The organism is Solwaraspora sp. WMMD406 (assembly GCF_029626025.1).
In the GTDB taxonomy this organism is placed as follows: Bacteria; Actinomycetota; Actinomycetes; order Mycobacteriales; family Micromonosporaceae; genus Micromonospora_E.
The window spans coordinates 583,852-603,906 of sequence record NZ_JARUBF010000001.1; the positions used below are offsets into that span (position 1 = coordinate 583,852).

18 protein-coding genes are annotated in these 20,055 nt (G+C 67.9%); 14 read left to right on the forward strand and 4 right to left on the reverse strand.

All coding sequences use genetic code 11. From position 1 onward, the window contains the following. Positions 1–29 precede the first annotated feature (29 nt). The 3 genes from O7632_RS02545 to O7632_RS02555 all read right to left on the reverse strand — a co-directional run bounded on the left by O7632_RS02545 (position 30) and on the right by O7632_RS02555 (position 2,909). Complete coding sequence (locus O7632_RS02545; protein ID WP_278111090.1) at positions 30–1,379, reverse strand: biotin carboxylase N-terminal domain-containing protein; 1,350 nt, start codon at positions 1,377–1,379, stop codon at positions 30–32. A gap of 184 nt (positions 1,380–1,563) precedes the next feature. Then, complete coding sequence (locus tag O7632_RS02550; RefSeq protein WP_278111091.1) at positions 1,564–2,175, reverse strand: TetR/AcrR family transcriptional regulator; 612 nt, start codon at positions 2,173–2,175, stop codon at positions 1,564–1,566. 182 nt (positions 2,176–2,357) lie between these two features. Further along, positions 2,358–2,909 (reverse strand): YbaK/EbsC family protein, encoded by a 552-nt coding sequence (locus O7632_RS02555; protein ID WP_278119779.1) that lies wholly within the window; start codon positions 2,907–2,909, stop codon positions 2,358–2,360. Positions 2,910–3,124: 215 nt separating this feature from the next. Between O7632_RS02555 and O7632_RS02560 the strand changes: the two genes are divergently transcribed. The 6 genes from O7632_RS02560 (at position 3,125) to O7632_RS02585 (ending at position 10,073) form a co-directional block, all read left to right on the forward strand. Beyond that, positions 3,125–4,759: a glycosyltransferase family 2 protein gene (locus O7632_RS02560; protein ID WP_278111092.1), complete on the forward strand. Its 1,635-nt coding sequence runs from the start codon at positions 3,125–3,127 to the stop codon at positions 4,757–4,759. A gap of 307 nt (positions 4,760–5,066) precedes the next feature. Further along, positions 5,067–6,653 (forward strand): nucleotidyltransferase family protein, encoded by a 1,587-nt coding sequence (locus O7632_RS02565; RefSeq protein ID WP_278111093.1) that lies wholly within the window; start codon positions 5,067–5,069, stop codon positions 6,651–6,653. Between the two features lie 54 nt (positions 6,654–6,707). Beyond that, positions 6,708–7,727: an asparagine synthetase A gene (locus O7632_RS02570; RefSeq protein ID WP_278111095.1), complete on the forward strand. Its 1,020-nt coding sequence runs from the start codon at positions 6,708–6,710 to the stop codon at positions 7,725–7,727. An 18-nt stretch (positions 7,728–7,745) separates the two neighbouring features. Continuing rightward, positions 7,746–8,618, forward strand: a complete 873-nt coding sequence (locus O7632_RS02575; RefSeq protein WP_278111097.1) for a class I SAM-dependent methyltransferase — start codon at positions 7,746–7,748, stop codon at positions 8,616–8,618. After that, positions 8,611–9,837 (forward strand): alanine racemase, encoded by a 1,227-nt coding sequence (locus O7632_RS02580; RefSeq protein ID WP_278111100.1) that lies wholly within the window; start codon positions 8,611–8,613, stop codon positions 9,835–9,837. The genes O7632_RS02575 and O7632_RS02580 overlap by 8 nt, the downstream gene beginning before the upstream one ends. Beyond that, the gene (locus O7632_RS02585; RefSeq protein ID WP_278111102.1) at positions 9,834–10,073 is read left to right on the forward strand and encodes a P-loop NTPase; all 240 of its coding nucleotides are present in this window, start codon (positions 9,834–9,836) and stop codon (positions 10,071–10,073) included. The genes O7632_RS02580 and O7632_RS02585 overlap by 4 nt, the downstream gene beginning before the upstream one ends. Here O7632_RS02585 and O7632_RS02590 read toward each other — a convergent pair. Beyond that, a complete protein-coding gene (locus O7632_RS02590) occupies positions 10,055–11,266 on the reverse strand; it encodes an ISAs1 family transposase (RefSeq protein ID WP_278111103.1) in 1,212 nt (403 codons plus the stop codon). The two genes, O7632_RS02585 and O7632_RS02590, sit on opposite strands and share 19 nt — an antisense overlap. Before the next feature lie 28 nt (positions 11,267–11,294). Between O7632_RS02590 and O7632_RS02595 the strand changes: the two genes are divergently transcribed. The 8 genes from O7632_RS02595 (at position 11,295) to O7632_RS02630 (ending at position 20,025) form a co-directional block, all read left to right on the forward strand. Then, a complete protein-coding gene (locus O7632_RS02595) occupies positions 11,295–11,942 on the forward strand; it encodes a P-loop NTPase (protein ID WP_278119780.1) in 648 nt (215 codons plus the stop codon). 6 nt (positions 11,943–11,948) lie between these two features. Beyond that, positions 11,949–12,956, forward strand: a complete 1,008-nt coding sequence (locus O7632_RS02600; RefSeq protein ID WP_278111105.1) for a phosphotransferase — start codon at positions 11,949–11,951, stop codon at positions 12,954–12,956. A gap of 73 nt (positions 12,957–13,029) precedes the next feature. Then, positions 13,030–13,677 carry a hypothetical protein gene (locus tag O7632_RS02605; protein ID WP_278111106.1) on the forward strand — a complete coding sequence of 216 codons (648 nt, stop codon included), beginning with the start codon at positions 13,030–13,032 and terminating at the stop codon, positions 13,675–13,677. A gap of 83 nt (positions 13,678–13,760) precedes the next feature. Continuing rightward, positions 13,761–14,723, forward strand: a complete 963-nt coding sequence (locus O7632_RS02610) for a hypothetical protein (protein WP_278111108.1) — start codon at positions 13,761–13,763, stop codon at positions 14,721–14,723. Beyond that, positions 14,698–15,621, forward strand: coding sequence for an SDR family NAD(P)-dependent oxidoreductase (locus O7632_RS02615; protein ID WP_278111110.1), 924 nt, complete (start codon positions 14,698–14,700; stop codon positions 15,619–15,621). The genes O7632_RS02610 and O7632_RS02615 overlap by 26 nt, the downstream gene beginning before the upstream one ends. 14 nt (positions 15,622–15,635) lie before the next feature. Then, positions 15,636–16,400 carry an SDR family NAD(P)-dependent oxidoreductase gene (locus O7632_RS02620; protein ID WP_278111111.1) on the forward strand — a complete coding sequence of 255 codons (765 nt, stop codon included), beginning with the start codon at positions 15,636–15,638 and terminating at the stop codon, positions 16,398–16,400. Further along, entirely contained in the window at positions 16,397–17,173 is a 777-nt protein-coding gene (locus tag O7632_RS02625) for an SDR family oxidoreductase (RefSeq protein WP_278111113.1), read from the forward strand. Before O7632_RS02620 ends, O7632_RS02625 begins: the two co-directional genes overlap by 4 nt. Before the next feature lie 23 nt (positions 17,174–17,196). After that, on the forward strand, positions 17,197–20,025 hold the full coding sequence (locus O7632_RS02630) for an ATP-binding cassette domain-containing protein (protein WP_278111115.1): 2,829 nt from the start codon (positions 17,197–17,199) through the stop codon (positions 20,023–20,025). The last annotated feature ends 30 nt before the right edge of the window (positions 20,026–20,055 follow it).

A 20,055-nucleotide genomic window follows, 5' to 3' on the forward strand; every position in this document is an offset into this window, starting at 1 on the left:
GTGCCCGACCCGACCAACCGCCGCGCGTCTCAGCGCATCCGGCCGACGATCCCGGTGTCGTAGTCACCGGAGACGAACTCCGGATGGTCCAACAGCTCGGCGAAGAACGGCAGGTTGCACTTCGGCCCGGCCAGCTCGAAGTCGGCGACCGCGACCCGGGCCCGGGCGATCGCCTCGGCCCGGTCGGCCCCCGACACGATCAGTTTGGCCATCAGCGAGTCGTAGAACGGCGTCACGGTCATACCGGCGGCGTACCCGGCGTCCACCCGGACGCCGTCCCCGACCGGCTCCGACCAGGCGGTGATCGCGCCCGGTCCGGGCAGAAACCGCTTCGGGTCCTCGGCGTTGATCCGCAGCTCGATCGCGTGTCCGCGCGGGGTCAGCGCGTCCGGGTCGAACGTCGGTTCAAGACCGGCGGCGACCCGTAGTTGCTCCTCGACCAGGTCGACGCCGTAGACCAGCTCGGTGACCGGATGCTCGACCTGCAGCCGGGTGTTCATCTCCAGGAAGAAGAACTCGCCGGTGGTCGGGTCCAGTAGACATTCCACCGTGCCGGCGTTGCGGTAGTCGACCGCGACACCGGCCCGCACCGCGGCCGCGAGCAGCTCGCGGCGCAGTTCGTCGGTGATCGCCGGGGACGGCGACTCCTCGACCAGCTTCTGGTTACGCCGCTGCACCGAGCACTCCCGTTCGCCGAGGGCGACGACCCGGTGACTGCCGTCGGCGGCACGCCACCCGAGGATCTGCACCTCGACATGGCGTACCCGGGGAAAGTAGCGCTCGATCAGCACGGACCCGTCGCCGAACATCCGCTCGGCGAACGCGCGGACCTTGTCGAACTCGGCGCGCAGCGCCGCGTCGTCGGCCGCCACCGCCATGCCCATCCCGCCGCCGCCGGCGGCGGCCTTGACCATGACCGGGTAGCCGATGGTCGCGGCGGCGGCGAGCGCGACGTCGACGTGTACGGCCGGTTCGGTGGTTCCGGCGGCGACCGGCACGCCGGCGGCGGCCATCAGGTTCCGGGCGTTGATTTTGTCGCCCATCGCCTCGATCGCGTCGGCGCCGGGTCCGACCCAGATCAGGCCGGCGGCCTCGACGGTACGGGCGAACTCGGCGTTCTCCGACAGGAAGCCGTAACCGGGGTGGACGGCCCGGGCCCCGCTGGCCTCGGCGGCGGCCAGGATCGCTTCGGCGTTGCGGTAACTCTGCGCCGGGTTGGCCGGCCCCACGCAGATCGCCTGGTCGGCCTCGGCGACGAAAGGCAGTCCGGAATCGGCCTCCGAGTGGACCGCGACGGTCCGTACGCCCAGTCGGTGGGCGGTACGAATGATCCGCCGGGCAATCTCTCCCCGGTTGGCCACCAGCAGCGACTCGATCATGTTCTCCCCCTGGGTCGGGGCGCCCGGTCGGACGTACGGATCAGCGTCAGCCCGTGCCGGACGCGGGTCGGTCAGCCCGCTCGGGGACGGCGGTAGCCGTCGGCCTACGCGGGATGATGGCGGTGTCGGTCAGCAGACATCGGAGCGCGGTGTCGGCCAAGCCCGCGAAACGCGCGGTGTCGGGTCAGCCGTGCAGGGCGGCCAGGGTGGCGGCCCGCAGCAACACGGCCCGCCGGTCCCGGTCGACCTCACCGCCGAGAAACGGCGTGGAGTTCATCAGGCCGAAGGCCGCGTGCGCCAGCACCCGGGCCTCACCGGCGGACAGTTCGCCGCGCAGCACGGTCAGCACGCCGACCCACTCCTCGACGTACAACCGTTGCAGCCGGCGAATCCGGCGGCGCGGCTCCTCCGGTAGCCGATCGAGTTCGTGCAGGTGAAGCGCGATGACCGCCGGATTGGCCAGGGCGAACTCGACGTGGAACTCGATCAACGCGGCCAACGCGGCGTCGGCGTTGCCGGGATGATCGGCGACCCGGGCCCGCCCGCCGTCGAGTAGTTCCTCGCTGACCGGGATGAGCGCCGCCGCCAGCATCGCTTCCTTGCCCGCGAAGTGGTGGTACAGCGCGGGTCCGGTCACCCCGGCGGCGGCGCCGATGTCGTCCATCGAGACACCGTGATAGCCGCGGGCCGCGAACAGCCCGACCGCGATCTGGAGAATCTCGTCGCGCCGGGACCGACGTCGTGGCGCCGTCACATCCGCACCGCCCGTCGCCGTCGTCTGCTGATCTACCGTCACCTGGTCAGCCTAACCCCGTGTCCATCCAGAATTGAACGCTCGTTCAGTCAGGAATGTGCTGTCGATCGTTCGCCGATCGGTTCACGCTGACCCGGCACCGATGCCCGACGACACCGTACCGCCACCGGGACCGATGTGTATCCGAGCCGTGGGGTGAGGTCACCGCGCGGACCCGGGCCAGGTCACTGCGGCGGACCCGCCAGGCCCTCGACGATCTGCGCGTTGGGCAACACCCCCACCGCCGGACCGGGCAGCACGATCTTGCTGCGGCGCACCCCGGAGCCGATCACCACGTGCGGTACGGCCACCACTCGGGCGTCCACCAGGATCGGCCACTGCGGCGGCAACCCGATCGGGGTGATTCCGCCGTATTCCATGCCGGTCGACTCGACCGCGTCCGCCATCGCAGCGAAACTGGCCTTACGGACATCCAGCAGCCGCCGGACCGTGCCGTTGACGTCGACCCGGGTGGTCGCCAGCACCATGCACGCCGCGTACCGCACCACGCCGCCGCGTTTCCCGGCGACGACCACGCAGTTGGCCGACTCGCCCAGCCCGACCCCGTACGCCGCGCAGAACTCGGCCGTGTCGGCGAGGTCGGCGTCGATCTCCCCGACGGTGATGTCGTCGACGTCGACCGGCACCTCAGCGGACCATTGCCCGATCGCGGCGGCGACCGGAGCGGCCACCAGGTCGAACCGGTTCCGTACCGGTTCGGTCTGCAGTTTTCCCAGCACGCCGCCATCATGCCCGGTCCGGGCCGCCCCCGCTCGGTCGGGTGACACCTGTGGTTAACCTCGGCTCCACCCGTCACCGCCGATGTCGCGGTAGATTCGCCGCCGCCGTAAATTCGCCGCCGCCGTCGCGCGCCCGCCGGCCCCGCCGGCCCGCCGGTCCGGGACACTGGGCGGCGACACCCACACCGCACCCGAACCGCCGAGAGGTGACCGTGACTGCCCCGAGGGCGACTGTCGTCGTACCGGTCTACAACACCGAGGCCTGGCTCGGCGACGCGCTGGCCTCGATCGACCGCCAGCCCGACCGCGCCACGATCGAGGTCGTCGTCGTCGACGACGGGTCGACCGACGCGTCCGGGCAGATCGCGCGGGACTACGCCCAGCGGGCACCGGGGGTGCGCTACGTCCGGCAGGACAACGCCGGCCTGGGCGCGGCCCGCAACCACGGCGTACGCCTTGCCACCGGCGACTACCTGGCGTTCCTCGATTCCGACGACCTGTATCCCGCCGACGGGCTACACCATCTGATCACCCGCGCGCAGGCCACCGAGGCACCGATCGCCGTCGGCGACATGCACGGCTTCCCGCCTCGGCCGAGCCCGCCGTGGCGGGCCGAGATCGTCGGTCCACAACGCATCATCACCTCGCTCGCCGAGGCACCGTTGCTGGTCGGCAATCCGTCCGCGTGCAACAAGGTGTTCCGGCGCGAGTTCGTCGGCGCGATCGGTGCGACCTTCACCGAGGGCAGCGCGTTCGAGGACGTGCTGTTCACGGTGCCGTTGCTGTTGCGCGCACCGCGCATCGCGCTGAGCCCGCACCTGGTCTATCTCTACCGTCAGCGGGGCAACGGTTCGTCGATCATGGACAACCGGTTCCGGCCGGTCAAGATCATGCAACACCTCGCCATCATCGAACGGCTGGTCGCCACGACGACCAGGGACGGCGCGGCCACCGTCGACAGCGCAGCCACCGACGGCAGGCCGGCGACCGGCGTGGATCCGGGGGCGCGGGAAGCGGTCTACCGCTGGGTCGCGTACATGCAACTGGCCTATGCCGGGCGGGCCGCCGACAACCTGGACGACGCGCAACTCGACGAGTTCACCAAGCGGATGTCCGCGCTGCTCGGGCACGTCCCGGTGCCGGTGGCCGCCGAGTACGCGCCCAATCCGGGCGCCGGGCTCCGCGCGGTGGCGCTCTACGACAACGATCCGGCCGGGGTACGCCACCCCCGCCACCACGGCCCGGTACGGGTCGTCGGCGGGCAGCTCTACCTCGACCATCCCGCGTTCGACCGCTATCGCGAGCTGCTGCGGGTGTCATCGCCCGGCACGACGGTGGACACCGTCCGCCGCAGCGGTCCCGCCGGCGGGGAACGGATCCGGCTGACCGGTCGTTGCGTGCTGCCCGGACCCGGCGGCGACCCGGGTCAACTCCGCGACGACCTGGTCCTCGACGTCGGTGACACCCGGCTGCGCCGGCCGCTGACGGTGATCGACGGCGTCGGACCGCAGGTGCACTGGCAGGTCGAGATCCCGCTGGCCGAACTGCCCCGTGGCCGACACCTGCTGCGGGTCGTCGCCCGGGACCGGGGTGCCGAACTGGTCCTGCCGCCGGTGCCCGGCACGCCGGGCACCCGGGCCGCGCTGACCCGGCAGGGCAACGCGGTGTGGGTGGCGCCAGGCCGACAAGGACTACGTCTGATCGTCACTGACCCGATCTCCACGGCCGCGCTCACGCCGGCCAGGTGGGGGCGGGTGGCACGCTTCCAGGCCCGGCGGTTGGCGCGGCGCGGGATCGTGGTGGCCCGGGTGGGACGCCAACGGGTCCGACGGCTGACCGGACGTTAGCCGCGCACGTCACGGTCCGCTGAGGACAGGCAACGCTTCGGTGCCCCGTGACCTCGATTCGGTGCCACGTTGCACGGCCCCCATCGACCATCGAGCCCGGAATCGAGCAGGCAGATAGCAAGACAAGCGAACATCAATGCCTTGTCTGATCGGCAGCCCTGTGCAACGATTCACCGCACGCAGGCGCTGAGAAGAACCTGCTAACGGGGGCGCAACACGGGCATAACCGGGGGGGACCCCTTGCTGTCCGGCCCTCAACGCTACGGCGCAGAGCTGGCGCCGCGGAGAGAGGTGAGGACGGAGCCGTATGGACGCGACGAAGCAACTCGGCGAGATCCTGAGATGGGCAGCGCGGCGAGGGGACTCGTTGGCACCCCCGCCCCGCGCTCACGTCGAACCGGACACGCTGATCGAGGCCCTCACCGCGCACCGTCTTACCGTGCGTTTCGTCGACCGGCTGGCGGAGGCCTGCCCGACGCAGGACTTCGACGACGTCGTGCCTTCACTGACTGCGTTGAACCAGCGGATCGCCGAGCGCGCCGAACTGGACATCAAGTCCGTGGCGCGGTTGCAGGCCCTGGGCGATCAGGACCATCCGCCGATTCTACTCAAAGGGTTCACCCCGCACTGCCTCACCGGCGGAGTCGCGCCGCATCATCGGGCGGGTGACATAGACCTGCTACCCCCGGACCTCGGGGCCTTCAAGGAACTTGCCCGAACGCTCGGTTACGAGGAATTCCAGCGTCATATCGCCTTTCACGAGGCGGGTTACCTCGTCTGCGGAGATGCCGGCGATCGGGAGACTCGAACCCTGCTCGACATCCACCGTGGATTCCCGATGTTCGCGCCCGGCGACCTGGCACCGAAGGAGCAGACGGCGGCGGCTCGGGTGGACATCGATCCCGACGGGCTCGCCCGCCGGTCGATGTGGCTCATGGTCGAGTACGCCGACTTGAGGAACGAATGGAACTGGGTGCCCGCCGGGTCTGGCCGGGTGGCTGTCCTGAGCCCGGAACTGGCCACGCTCATCGCCGCCTCCCACCTGCACAAGAACATCCACAATCGGGCGTGGCGCTATCCGCTGGCGAACCTCCCCCTCGGTGAACTGGCCGACGCCGTGGACATTGCCACCGTCGCAGTACGCGGTCCCGAGAAACTTCGCGCCCTGGCCGAGCGGCTCGGCGTGAACGACGCCGTGGTCTTCGTCGCACATGCGATGGATCAGCTATTCGGCACAGTCCCGCCAGCCTTGGCCTGGGCACGACAGCGGGAAATCACCTACACGCGCACGCTGTGGGCCGACCACCACCATCCGCTGGTCCTACAGCGCACCCGCCCGCTCGAAACCTTCGCGAACCTCATCGTCCGCGAGCAGAGCATTCAGGACTACGTGCGGGAACTGGGCGCGACGCCGGTCGCGGCGCCGATGGAGATCGACCGGGCACCGACCTACGAACTCGGTGACGAACAGGTGGCGGCCTTCACCCACCGCAGGGGCCTACACGCCGTCGACGCCTCGTTGCGGGTCGCGTACACAGCCGGAACCGTCCTCGTCCATGTCACCCCGCACCAGGCGACCGACGGGCCGACACGTGTCTTCTTCAACTTCGGGGTGCCTGTCTACGAGGTGACGCTCTGGCCAGATGGCGAGCTGACGACAAAGGACTGCACCCAGGGCATCGACATTCAGCACGGCCCCGAAGTGAGCCTGATTCCCCGCACCGAGGGGAACTCCACGATCGCTGTGCGGTTCACTGCGTCGGATCTGGGCGGTCGCGATCCGCTCGATCTGAACCGCCATGGCCATGCCATGGTGCTGGGGGTCAGGCAGCAAGTTCCCGGCAGGGATGTCAACGCCGCGACGGTCGCCGCCTTAGAGATCATCCCGTCCTGATCCCGATCTGGACCGATGCCGAAATTCACGACCACGACAACAGGGGGAACAGCTATGGGTGCTGCGCTTGCCGCCAACCGACCGCCACAAAAGTGGCATGATCCGGCGGCACATTTCGACCCTATCATGGAAAGTCCCTGGTACCGGATGATCACCGCGATCAACGCGGCAATCGTTGAAGCAACGGCCGCCTTCTATCAGCGTCGTGGTATCGTGCCGGCTCTCATGCCCATCACGGTCAGTTCTGTCTCGAGCCCGATGGGACTGGGCAGCGACAGTTTGCCGGTTCGGGTGAACCTCCTAGGCAGGGAAACCTACCTGGCGGACTCGATGCAATTTCAGCTCGAGTTCATGCTCCGCCACGGTCTCAACGGCGCCTACTACATCATGCCGACGTTCCGCGGCGAGGAGCCCAACGCGACGCACCTCAACCAGTTCTTCCACTCCGAGGCGGAAATCACGGGTGGCCTCGCCGATGTGATGACACTCGTCGAAGCCTACTTGCGAGCACTCACCGCCAGCGTCGTCGCGAGCCCGGCGTGTGAGGCGGTGGTAGAGGCGGTCGGCGGCCTCGATCACCTCCAACCGCTGCGAAACGAGTCGCCGGTGCCATCCATCGATTTCGAATCCGCCGCCGAACTACTGGGAGAGAGTGCCTTTACGGTGCGGGAACAGGGAATCCTCACCATAACACGTAAGGGCGAGCGGACGCTCCTCGAGCACTTCGGTGGCGCTGTGTGGCTCACCCATCCTCCGTGCGCCTCCGTTCCCTTCTATCAGCGGTCGGACGCGCAGGGACGGGCGATGAGCGCCGATCTCCTGCTGGGTTGCGGAGAGGTCGTCGGGTGCGGCGAACGGTGGACCACCGGAGCGGAGGTCAGACGTGCGCTGGCGGATCACCTCGTGGATGAAGATGACTATCGCTGGTACGTCGACATGAAGGACCGGCTGCCTATGCAAACCGCCGGTTTCGGTCTGGGGATCGAACGCTTCCTCATGTGGCTCCTCCAGCACGACGACATACGCGATCTGCAAGTGATGCCCCGGATCAAAGGGCAGGAAAGCTGGGTGTAGGAACATTACCGATCAACGATGCCCAAGGAAAGCTACATGCGTGTGGAAACCGTGGATCCAGTGGCCGTAGCCGACATGGACTACTCTCGCTTCGTCGGTTTCATCCGAGAAAGAAATCGCCCGTCCGGGGGGATTCGTTCAGTTCAGGAAGCGACCATCCATGCTCGCATCGGCCGGAACAGTCGCGTTCTCGAGATCGGCAGCAACACCGGATTCGCGTCGGTCAACATAGCACTCCTCACCGGCGCCTCAGTGGTGGGAATCGATCTCCAGGAGGAGTCCGTCGCGGAGGCCACCCGATACGCGCGGCAGCAGGGTGTCGCGGATCGCGTCGATTTTCGCGTGGGCGACGTGCGGAGTCTGCGCTTCTCGGATGGCGAGTTCGACGCGGTGTGGGTGAGCAACGTGGTCTCTTTCGTGGCTGATCAGCACGCCATGCTGAGTGAATGCCAACGGGTCCTCGCCCCCGGCGGCACCCTGATCACCATTCCGATCTACTACCGCGAGCAACCGCCACAAGCGTTGGTAGACAGGGTATCCGCGGCCATCGCCAACCAGATCGACGTGCGAAGCAAGAGCAGTTGGCGGACCTTCTTCGAATCCAGGCATAACCTGGAACTCTATCATGAAGCGGACTACGACTACGTGGATCGTACCGATCAGGAGATAGTCGAGTACTGCGACACGCTGTTGTCGAAGGAGCACCTGCGTACCTTCACCGATGCTCAGCTGGACCAGATTCGGGATCGAGCGTCTGAATTCATGATGCTGTTCAACGAAAACCTCCGCTACACGGGGTTCTCGGTCATGCTCTTTCAAAAGCGGCTCGTCCGGGACGAGGTGGAACTGTTCCTGAGTCGCCCTGCCGTGTCGCCGTCGGAACGTGGCTGACGTCGCGGCGGTCCGGGAACGGCTGCGGTGGCTCCGTGAGCTCCGCCTGCCGATCGGGCGGACCCCACTGGCGGTCGTCGATCTCGACCGGATAACGGAGAGTGTCGATCTGGTACGGCGTTCGGCGCCGCACAGCCGGCTCACCTATGCGCTGAAGGCCTCCTATTTCGCACCGCTGGTTCGCTCGATGCGGCAGGCCGGCGTCGGCGTGAGCGTCTTCTCGGATCTGGAGCTCGCACTCGCCCGGCGCGCGGGCTTTCCGCCGGCGGACATCGTCTACAACGGCGTCGGCCGTACCGGCCGGTCGCTGAACGACGCGGTGGAATCCGGTGTCCAGGTCACCGTCGAGTCAATGGACGAACTTCACGCTCTGCTGCGGAAGCGTGCCGGTGCCGCCCGACCCGCTGCCATCGGGCTGCGCGTCAATGGGGCGCACTGTAGCGACATCGACGCGGCGGTGAAGTACCAGGTGCTCGGCCTTCCAGTGGGCGAAGTCGCGCGGGCCGCCGACCTGATCGCCGGGTCTGGCCTACGCATCAACGGGATCGGCTTTCACCTGTTCCAGAACCAGGTGACGAACGACGCCCACCTGTCATACGTTCGATCACTCGTACCGACGCTGCGGAAGCTCGCCGGGCACCCCGCTGCCGCGGTAACGTTCGTGGACGTCGGCGGCGGCTTCGCGAGCCGGCTGGAGACAGGCGACCAGCGTGCCGCAGACACGTTCGCCGGCATCGAACAGGAGATCCGTGATCGGCTGGGGGTAGACCCAGTCTTCGAACTCGGCAGATTCCTGGCGTCGGACGCGCAGTTGATCGTTAGCCGGGTCGTGGACGTCCGCTCTACGTCCGCCGGACACCGAATCGTCCTGCTCGACGCGTCGACGAACTACCTGATACCGGCGCCAGGGCATCGATTTCGGGTAGCGCCCGTCGCTCCGGAGGGCAGCGGTGACCAGTCGTCGCCGGCTACCTTCGTGGACAGACTGGGCAGCAAGATCTCCAGCCACCTATGTGGCCGGCTCGCGCCAGGCGACCTGGTCGTCGTCCTCAACTGCGGCGCCTACACGGACGTGATGAAGGAGCACTTCGTCTATCCCCTTCCCGAGGTGGTGGCGATCAGCCGGGGAAGCATCGTGGTCACGGCACCCGCCGGCGACGGCCACGACGTGGCCCAATACCACCACTGGCATCGCGTGGCGGAGGTGGTCGATCAATGACCCGGTTCATCCCCGTCTACGGAACCAAGGGTGGGGTCGGCAAGTCGACGATCGCCACCAACCTGGCCTACGCCATGGACGCGGCCGGTGCCCGCGTCGCCCTGATCGACCTGGACATCACCGGCCCGAGTGTGCCCGACCTCGTCGGCGGGCTCGGCGGCACGCCGCCGACGATGTCCAGGTTCCGGGTCTTTCCCGGGGTGTTCGCCGGGCAGGGCTATTGCGTAGTCGGGTAACTCCTGGTCACGGCGTCGATGAGGTCTGTAGAACGGCGGTTCGCTCGTCGGGTGGCGCGGGCGATGTTGGGTTCGCCGTTGCTGCGGTGGTAGCCGACCGCGGTGTTACGGAGTGTGGCGAAGACGGCGGGTCCGTTTCCGGTCCGGGCGTGATGGGCATCCTCACGTAACGTGACATCGCGGACGTAGTGCAGGCGGTTCTCGATATGCCACTCCGCCCGGGCCCAGGTGCCGAGGTCGGCGGGTCGGGCCTGTCCAGCGGGCAGGGACACCGTCAGGTACGCCGTTTCGCGGCTGGTCCTGCCCTTCACCGTGCGGGTACGGGTGATCCGGACGGCCTGCTGGGCGTAGGGGAAGCCGAGCCCGCCGGGGGTCGCCACGGTGACAGCTTTGACGGTGCGGGTCTCCGTGCGGCCGTGTCCGGTGTCCCGGGTCCGGGCTCCAACCGGGACCTGCGCCCAGGGAACAGCTTTGAGCTGGGCGAACGTGGTCGGCCGGTTGGCTTTGACCGTGACCATCAGATGTCCGCCGGCGGCGGCCAGGTACTCGGCGTGTCCGGTCTGGGCGTGCAGGGCGTCCGCGACGACCAGGACGTCGGTCAGCGATCCCAGCTGGGCGGCGACCAGGCGCAGCAGGGGCGTGAACGCCGGGATCTCATTCGACTTCGCGGCGATCTGGACCTGGGCGAGCACGACGCCGGTGCTGGTGTCGTAGGCCGACAGCAGATGGATCTGACGTCCGTCGGCGAGTCGGGCGCCGCGTACGACCTTGCCGTCGACGGCGATGACGAGGCGCCACCGCCGCCCGCTGCGGGTGACGGGTGTCGTGCGTGCCAGTAGCCAGCTGGCCAGCACCGTCGACAGGGCCTGCGCGTCGACGCGGATCAACAGCCGCCACACCGTGGTCGCGGCGGGAACCCGGTCGGTGAAGCCGAGCCTCGCCCACGCGGTGCGGTCCAGGTCCCGTACCCAGTCGGCGATCGCGGCGAAGGTACATGCCCCGGCCAGTACCGCGCACACCGCGACGGCGAGCACGCTGACCAGGGGGTAGCGGCGGCCACGCGGATCACGCGGATCGGGTACCGCCCTCAACGCGGCGAACAGGCCGTGATGCTCGCTGTCGGTGACCGCCGCCGGTGGTGGCGTATCGGTGGGTCGGTGCGGAAGCAGAATCTCGGTGGGTGATGATGGCATCGGCGGGTGCGGTCCTTCTCGTGATCATGTGGCTTCGCAACTTCATGATCACCAACGGGCCGCGCCCGTCCTGCATAGACCCCCGAATTCCTCCCGAACTCCCAGCTCAGCCAGCCCTCAACCGACTACGCAACAGCCCTGGTTCGCCGGGGTCGAGGTGTCCAGTGTGGGATTTTTCACGCAACCGCACGAAGCCCCGTTCCTCACCGGCCGCTATCTCGCCGGAGCGCTGGAGCAGATGCTCTTCTATCAGCCCTGGGACGGCCGGGACTACGTCGTCATCGATCTTCCGCCGGGATTCGGTGAGTTGCACCGGCTTGTCTTCACGCGACTTCGCACCGAAGCGATTCTCGTCACGACACCACACGTATTGTCGCAGCGTGATCTCGCCCGCGGAGTGCGGCTGCTCACGCAGATAGAGTCGGCTGTCACCGGAATCGTCGAGAACATGAGCCAGGTGACCTGCATGCGCTGCGGGAATCTGTCTCCTCTGTTTCCGGCCAGCGAATCCTCTGTACTGGCAGGGCTGCCCACATTGGCCCGGCTTCCCTTTTCCCCGGAACCGCCACGCTCGCCGGACGGGTCGGTGCCGCTGTTCTTGGTGGACGATCCGGCACTCAGCGAGTTCCGGGCCGGCATGACTCGACTCGTGACCCGACTGACGGAAGGACGGTGACGCGAGGTGCTGGCGGCCCACAAGCCGATCGACCTGTCGATCGGATCATTCTCCGACGACCAGCTCACCAGGGTGATGAACGGCTTCGGGGTGCGAGCCTTTCTCGTGTTGCCGTTCTATGCGCTCAACGACGTCATACTGGACCTGCGACGCAGAACGGAGACCGCACGAAAGGTCCTCATCGAGACCGACCACGGCGTGGTCTTCGTCAAGGAATTGCCCTGGTATTGCTCGTCACCCGAACACGCACGCTTTCAGACCTCGCTTCAAGAGGCGCTACGGGAGCAATCGATGCCGATTCCAGAGCTGGCGCGCGCCACCTCGGGAGAGAGATTCGTCGTCGACGGCATGTCTGGAGCGATCTTCGTCGCCCATCACTACACGCATGGCCGGAGCTGGACGGAAAGTATCGGCGAGGCGCACGCGGCGGGCGGCACGCTCGGCCGGCTCCACGGTGCCTCGAGTGGCATTCGGCTGCAAGGTTTCCCCGGCATGGACGACGTCTTTGGGACGGCGCACAAGATCACGTCCCTGCTGCGGCACGGCTGGACCCGCGAGGCGGAGCGAGACGTCGGCGCACTCGCCACCGTGCTGCTCGACACGATCGACCACTGCCGCCGCGCCGCACGTGCCGCCGGATACGGCGACACCGTGCTGCCGGTCCATGGCGACTACAACCCGTTCAATCTCCTCTACGACCTCGACTCGGACGTTGTCGCCGGGGTGGTCGATTTCGACAATGCCTGCCTCGACGATCCGGCGCACGACATCGGCGAAATCGTCGTCCGCTTTGCCTGGATGCGATACCGCGGTCTCAGCTCCGCCTACGGCGCGGTCCCCGACCAGTTCTGCGACGCGCAACTCGAAGCGGTGCTTGGCGGCTATCTCGACGCCAACGAACAGGTCGGTCGCAAGGCTCTGCCCCTGCTCCCGCACGTGGTGACCGCCGTCGCGACTGAACTGGCCGCCATCGGCCTGCTCGCGGGTTACTACTCTATCGACGACATTCCCTAGCTGAAGAAGAACGCCACCGCGTTACCCCAGATGGCTGCAGACGCCATCGCGGCGTTCACGAGATAGGTGCGCAATGACCAACATGCCAGAAAACCTGCTCTCCATCATCGGCATCGACGGCGCCGGGAAGTCGACACAGGTCTCGGCCGTGAGCGCCGCATTGTGCGATCTGGGTGTCGACGCGCGCCCGATCGTCGCCAAGGCCTTCGGGGCCCGCACAGTCACCGTCCTCGCGGAGCAGCTGACCGGTGATCGATTCGCGTATCACCCGCTGATCCCGGCGGAACTACGAGAATGGGCGCTAGCCTGCGATCTGGCGCAGTACACGCGAATCGAGTTCACGCCGCTCCTACAACAGGGAACGACGCTTGTCTGGGATCGCGGCCCGCTAGCCTACCGGGTGTCCGCCGACGTCTACGGCGGGCTCTCCGAGTGGGTGGAGCGGGCACAGGCGCTGTTCCCCTGGCCACGCCGGACGTATCTGCTGGACCTGCCAGCGTCGATCGCCGTCGACCGGCTACGCAAGCGCTCGTCGCGACCGCAGCAGGCCGACGAGTCGGAACCGCTGCTCGAGCAGGTACGCGCGGGATTGCTCAGAGAATCCCAGACGCGCGGCGATGTCGTCGTGCTGGACGCGACTCGCGACGACGTCGAGTTGACCAGGACGATCGTGGCGGACTGGCTGAGCAGCTCCTGCCGCGGTATAGGGACCAGCGCATGAATGCGTCACACGGGGAATCGTTGTCTGTGGGATTCGTCAATCGCCAGTTCGCTATTCGGCTCGGCCCCGGCACCGAGACCGCCATGGCACCCGTGCTGCGCTTCCTGGCGCCGCACTTCCGGATCCGCCCGGCGGCCGCCGCATCATCGGCGCCTATTTCGCCGCTGATCGAGTTCGAACCGTACGACGCCTGGGAACGGCCGGCCGACGACGGTGAACCGACGCTGGTGCGTGAGGTCACCGATCCAACGCGGAATGTCTGGGGTCGCCGGTGGCGACGGGATGGGCGCACCCTCATTCACATACCGTCGAGCACCACCGTCCTGGACCTTGCTGACGACGCGACTCATGCCGTGGTGTATGTCAGCCCGCGGTCGAAACACCATGCCAGTGACTTCCTGCGGGACGTAGCGTGGGAACTCGTTGCCGGAGACGGCTCGTTCACTCACGCTGCGGCCGTGAGTACCGACGACGGCGTGATCGCCATCGTCGGGAACAAGGGGGCGGGCAAGACGACGACGGCCATCGAGTTCATGCGGTCGGGCGCGGACTTCTTCACGGGCGATGTGCTGTTCCTCGCCCACAACGACAATTCCTGCCACAGCTTCCCCGATTATCCGCACGTCGGCTGGGGCACTCTCCGCATAAATTCCGAATTGGCCGCCGCAGCCCGTCGGCATGGACTCGAACCGGCCTCCGACAGCACCAAGGTGTTCCTGCCGCACGACATCTACCAGACGGCGCTGGGCGTAGCACAGGGTCGTTCTCCGCTTCCCCTGCGGGTCGTGGTCGCGCCGCAGGTGGCGGAACCCGGTGCGGCGCGCATCGTCGAGTGCCGGTCGCCGGACATCGTCGAGCCGATGTCGCGGGAGACGACCCGTGCCGGCGAAGGCTGGGAGTCGTTCGTGCGGCTGCTGCGGTCTGGCACCGCACCGGCCGTGTCCCCGGTGTTCCAGCAGGCGATGTGGTTCCGCCGGCCCGGTCGTGGCCACCCGCCGGCGGGCCAGGTGGCGGCCGTGCTTGGGCGGAGATACCGGCGCCAATAGTGAAACGATACATTGGCGCTGTACGGGGACTAGTCTTGACTGTCCGAACATTTCGATGCGACGATGCACCACCTCTGATCAAGCTTCGGCCGCTCGGCGCCATCGGCGCTGCGCCGACGCGTTAGGGGGGTTCGGAGTGGACGTCTCTGGTGTTGTCGCACTGGTGACCGGTGGTGCGTCGGGACTGGGCATGGCTACGGCTCGTCGACTGCTATCGGCTGGCGCGAAGGTGGTCCTCGTCGATCTGCCGACGACCGACGGCAGATCGAGGACGGAGAAGCTAGGCGAGCACGCCCGCTTCGTGGCGGCCAACGTCAAGGACGAGGATCAGCTCGGCGTCGCGTTCGATGTCGCCGGCGAGCTGGGTGAGCTGCGGCTGGTGGCCAACTGTGCCATCATCGGCACGCCGGGACGGACGATCGGCCGGGACGGGCCGATGTCCCTGGGCCGGTTCCGCAAGATCATCGAGGTCAACGTCGTCGGCACGTTCAACGTGGCTCGGCTGGCCGCTGACCGGATGCGGCACCTGGGTCCGGTGAACGGGGAGCGGGGCGTGATCGTTAACCAGGCAGCGGTGGCGCAAACCGTCGGTGAGTTCGGGCGCGTAGCCTATTCCACGTCGATGGGTGGGGTCGCCGCGATGACCCTGCCGCTCGCGCAGGACCTCGCGGAGCTGCAGATTCGGGTGGTCACAATCGTCCCCGGCGTTTTCGACCTTCCTTTGTTCGACTCACTGCCGCACGAGGTCCGGGAGTCGCTCGACGCGCAGGTGCCGCACCCCAGCCGGCTCGGCGAGCCGGACGAGTTCGCCGACCTGGTGATGCACATCGCGGCGAACCAGATGCTCAACGGCACGACCATCCGCCTCGACGGCGCGATCCGCCCGTCGCCGCGTTGACGTGGCCGTTCCCGATGCGATTTGATCTCACTGACCGCCGCGCCCTGGTCACCGGCGCCGGGCACGGAATCGGCGCTGCGGTAGCCCGGCGGCTCGCCGCCGCCGGTGCCGATGTCGTCGTGCACCACGGCCACAGCGGCGAGGAAGCGGCGCGGGTCGTCGCAGAGATCGAGCAGCTCGGTGGCCGGGCGACAGCACTGCAGGCCGACCTCACCGACGGCCCCCGGACGAGTGCGATGGTCGATGCGGCGGCGGCCTTCCTCGGCGGTCTGGACATCGTCGTCGCCAACGCCGGACAGTTGGTGGCCCGCGTGTCGATGGCGCAGCTGACCGAGGATCACTGGCAGGCCGTCCTCGACGTCAACCTCACCGCCACCTACCGCACGGTGCGTGCCGCCCTCCCCTATTTGCGAGCGGCCGGACGCGGACGCATCATCACGATGGCCGCGCAGGCCGGTCACGACGGCGGTGGGCCAGGCGAAGCGGCCTATGCGGCGGCCAAAGCCGGCGTCATCGGTTTCACCAAGGCGCTGGCCAAGGAGTTCGGTGCGGACGGCATCACCGCGAACGCCCTCGCGCCGGGATTCGTCAGCGGCACGGCCTTCCACCGCGACGTCACCATGCCGAAGCTGCGGGACCGCATCATCCGCCGCGTGCCGGCGGAACGGGCGGGCGAACCGCAGGACGTGGCGGGCGCGGTCGCGTTCCTGTCCTCCGACGCGGCCGGCTACCTCACCGGCGCGACGATCGACATTGGCGGTGCCGCGTGGCCCCGGTGACCGGTCGCACGTCGTTCGACCTGACGGGCCGTCGGGCGCTGGTCACCGGCGCCGGCCGGGGCATCGGTGCAGCCATCGCCTTCGGACTCGCCGAAGCCGGGGCCGACGTGGTCGTTCACTTCGGGCAGTCAGCTGACGAGGCAGCGCACGTGGCAACCACGATCCGCGCTCTCGGGCGGCGCGCCACCACCATCGCGGCCAACCTTACGGATCCCCGGCATGTGAACGGGCTGATCGACGAGACGGTCGCCTTCCTCGGCGGCCTCGACGTTCTGGTCAGCAACGCGGGTCACCTGGTGGCGCGGGTACCGGTCGCGGAGATGGCCGAGGCGCATTTCCAGCGAGTTCTCGACGTCAACCTGGTGTCCACGTTCCGCGTCTGCCGAGCCGCACTGTCGCACTTGAGCCAGGCGACGGACGGGCGGGTGATCATGCTGGCCGCGCAGGCCGCGCACAACGGCGGCGGCAAGGGCGTCGCCGCCTACGCGGCCGCGAAGGGTGGAGTCGTCTCGTTCGCAAAGGCCTTGGCAAAGGAGGTGGCCGCTCGTGGAATCACGGTCAATGCCATAGCCCCAGGATTCATCGGCGGCACCTCGTTCCACGACACCTTCACGGCGCCCGACAAGCAGCGCCGGATCGTTGCGCGGCAACCGATCGCGCGCGCCGGCACGGCCGACGACGTGGCCAGCGCGGCCGTCTTCCTCGCCTCCGGTGAGGCGCGGTTCATCACCGGCGCGACCATAGACATCGACGGTGGCCGATGGCCACGCTGACCCGAGGAAGTGGTGCGAACGACATGGCCGAGTCCGATCGCGCAAGCCTGTCCGCCGGCACGGTACTGGGTTTCTACTGGCGCGCCTCGTGGCGCTACCCGCACCTGGTCATCGCCTGCGCCCTGGCCGTGCCGTTCACCGTCTTCGTCAACTCGGTGCTGCCCCCGCTGATCGTCACCGACGTGCTGAACCGGCTGGCCCACAATGACTATCAGCCAGGGCACCCGTGGGAAAGCTTTCGCACCAGTCTGATTGCCTACGCGGTGGCGATGCTCGCCGGCGGCGTGGTCGCCTGGCGGTTGGTCGACGTGGCCGCCTGGCGGCTGGAGGCACACGTCCAACGGGATCTCGCCCAGCGCTGCTTCAACCACATCATCAAGCAGAGCATGGACTTTCACGCCAACCGGCTCGGTGGCTCGCTGGTCGCGCAGAGCACCAAACTGATCGGCACCTACACCCGCATCACCGACACCTTTCTGTTCCAGACGCTGCCGCTGCTGTCGTCGCTGACCGCGGTGGTGGTGATCATGTCGGTGAAGGTTCCGCTGTACTCGGCGCTACTGGCGGTGCTCGCGATCTCCTACATGACGGTTGCCGGCGCGTTGTCCCGTCCGGTACGGAGCATCGGCCGGCAGCACGCGGCGAGCGAGAGCGTGCAGACCGGACAGCTAGCTGACGCGATCACCAACGTGGTGGCCGTCAAGAGCTTCGCGCAGGAGCGGTACGAGGAACGCAGGTTCGCTGAGACCACGCGGCACGTGTTCGGTTCGATGTTGCGGCTGTCGCGCGCGCACATGCGGCTGATGGCCTACTTCGGTGGCATCACTGGCACCGTCGCGACCGTGGCGCTCGCGGTCGCGGTGTACGTGGTGGTCTCGCTGCAGGCGGAGGTGGGCACGATCTTCCTGATCGTCAGCTTTACCGGCACCGCCCTGCAGCAGCTGTTTGTCTTCTCCAACTCGAGCCTGCGCACGTACAACCGGGCGGTCGGGGACGCCAGCGAGATGGTCGAGATCCTGGCTACGGACTCCAGCGTGCCCGATCCCGCCCGGCCGGAATCGTCGCGGATCGGCACCGGGGCGATCACGGTCGACGACGTGGTGTTCCGGTACGCCGGGTCGACTGAGCCGCTGTTCGACGGGTTGAGCCTGACGATCGCTCCGGGGGAGAAGGTCGGCCTGGTTGGACACTCTGGTGCGGGCAAGACCACCCTCACCCGGCTGTTGCTGCGGTTCTCGGACGTGGACGCCGGTCGCATCCTGATCGACGGGCAGGACATCACCGCCATCACCCAGGCCGACCTGCACGCCGCCATCGCCTACGTGCCACAGGATCCGCTGCTGTTCCACCGGTCGATCAAAGAAAACATCGCCTACGGAGCGGTGGATGCCGACGAGCACCGGATCCGGCTGGCCGCCCGCCAAGCGAATGCGCTGGGGTTCATCGTGGAGCAGCCGGCGGGGTTCGACACCCTGGTCGGTGAGCGCGGAGTGAAGTTGTCCGGCGGCCAACGTCAGCGGATCGCCATCGCCAGGGCCATGCTCTCCGACGCACCGATCCTCCTGCTGGACGAGGCTACGTCGGCCCTGGACAGCGAGAGCGAGGCGTTGATCCAGGATGCATTGTGGACGCTGATGGAGGGCCGCACCACGATCGTCGTCGCACACCGTCTGTCGACGATCCAGAAGATGGACCGGATCATCGTCATGGACGAGGGTCGGATCGTGGAGACCGGGGTCCCACGCGGACCTGCTGGCCGTTCCCAACGGTGTCTACGCCGCACACTGGGCGCGCCAGTCCGGCGGGTTCGTCGAGCCGGAGCTGTACGGTTGACGCGCCGCACGGTCCTGAAGCCCTACGCGCCGGCACCCGGCGCTGCGGTCGGGCTCGTCACGCCGTCCAGCTCGATAGCCGGCTATCCTCGCCGGCTTCGGCGGTCACTGCACGCGCTGTCACGGCAGGGTTTCCGGCCCCGCCTGGCCCCGCACGCCCGGTGGGAACCCCACAGTCCCCCGTCACCGGCCGAGCTGGCGTCGGACATCGTCTGGTGCTGCCGGCAACCGGACATCGAGGCGATCGTCTGCACCACCGGCGGCCTCACCTCGAGCAACCTGCTGCCCTACCTCGACTACGGGCTGCTTCGTGCGCGCCGCCTACCGGTCTGCGGGCTCAGCGACATCACGGCCCTGTTGCTCGCCATCCACGCGCACAGCGACCTGGTGGTCTTCCACGGACCCACCCTGCTGCCGTCGTTCGGTGATGCCGACGGAGTCGCTCCGTACACTGCCGCCAGCCTGCTGGCCGCCTGGCGGCCGGCACCCGGTCGGGACCTCGATCCGGCAGCCATGACCTCGGCCGAGTCACTGTGGTGGGAGACGGAGGATCACCGCCCGCGCATCTTCCGTCCGGCTGGTGCGTGGCGTGTCCTGCACGCGGGCAGTGCCCACGGACGCCTGCTCGGTGGCCACCTGGGCACCATGTGCCAGCTGGCCGGCACCCCGCACCTGCCGGAACTTCGCGGTGCGGTGCTGTTCCTGGAGACCAACGAGGCCCGAGCCACGCACGCATGCGGACAACTCGAGGTCCTCACCGACGCGGGAATCCTCGACGGGGCAACGGCCCTGGTGGTCGGCAGATCGCCGAGTCTCGATCGTCCTGCGCAGTGGGAGCATGCGCTGGCGCGGTTGGGTGCGGACCGGTCCATCCCCGTGCTGACAGACGTGGACCTCGGCCACACGGTGCCCATGCTGACCCTGCCAGTCGGCGTGCGGGTCGCTGTGGACACCCACCCTGTTCGGATCCGCCTCGAGGAGAACGCCGTCGTGTCCCGGCCGCACTCTGACACCGCGTGAGCACGGTTGCAGAGGTTGCGCTGTGACAAG

Excerpts from the sequence above, each read along its gene's own strand:
- O7632_RS02620 (WP_278111111.1), top strand. The coding sequence starts at position 15,636 with ATGCGATTTGATCTCACTGACCGCCGCGCCCTGGTCACCGGCGCCGGG.
- O7632_RS02570 (WP_278111095.1), top strand. The coding sequence starts at position 6,708 with ATGGGTGCTGCGCTTGCCGCCAACCGACCGCCACAAAAGTGGCATGAT.
- O7632_RS02545 (WP_278111090.1), bottom strand. The coding sequence starts at position 1,379 with ATGATCGAGTCGCTGCTGGTGGCCAACCGGGGAGAGATTGCCCGGCGG.
- O7632_RS02575 (WP_278111097.1), top strand. The coding sequence starts at position 7,746 with ATGCCCAAGGAAAGCTACATGCGTGTGGAAACCGTGGATCCAGTGGCC.
- O7632_RS02605 (WP_278111106.1), top strand. The coding sequence starts at position 13,030 with ATGACCAACATGCCAGAAAACCTGCTCTCCATCATCGGCATCGACGGC.
- O7632_RS02630 (WP_278111115.1), top strand. The coding sequence starts at position 17,197 with ATGGCCGAGTCCGATCGCGCAAGCCTGTCCGCCGGCACGGTACTGGGT.
- O7632_RS02610 (WP_278111108.1), top strand. The coding sequence starts at position 13,761 with ATGGCACCCGTGCTGCGCTTCCTGGCGCCGCACTTCCGGATCCGCCCG.
- O7632_RS02565 (WP_278111093.1), top strand. The coding sequence starts at position 5,067 with ATGGACGCGACGAAGCAACTCGGCGAGATCCTGAGATGGGCAGCGCGG.
- O7632_RS02590 (WP_278111103.1), bottom strand. The coding sequence starts at position 11,266 with ATGCCATCATCACCCACCGAGATTCTGCTTCCGCACCGACCCACCGAT.
- O7632_RS02585 (WP_278111102.1), top strand. The coding sequence starts at position 9,834 with ATGACCCGGTTCATCCCCGTCTACGGAACCAAGGGTGGGGTCGGCAAG.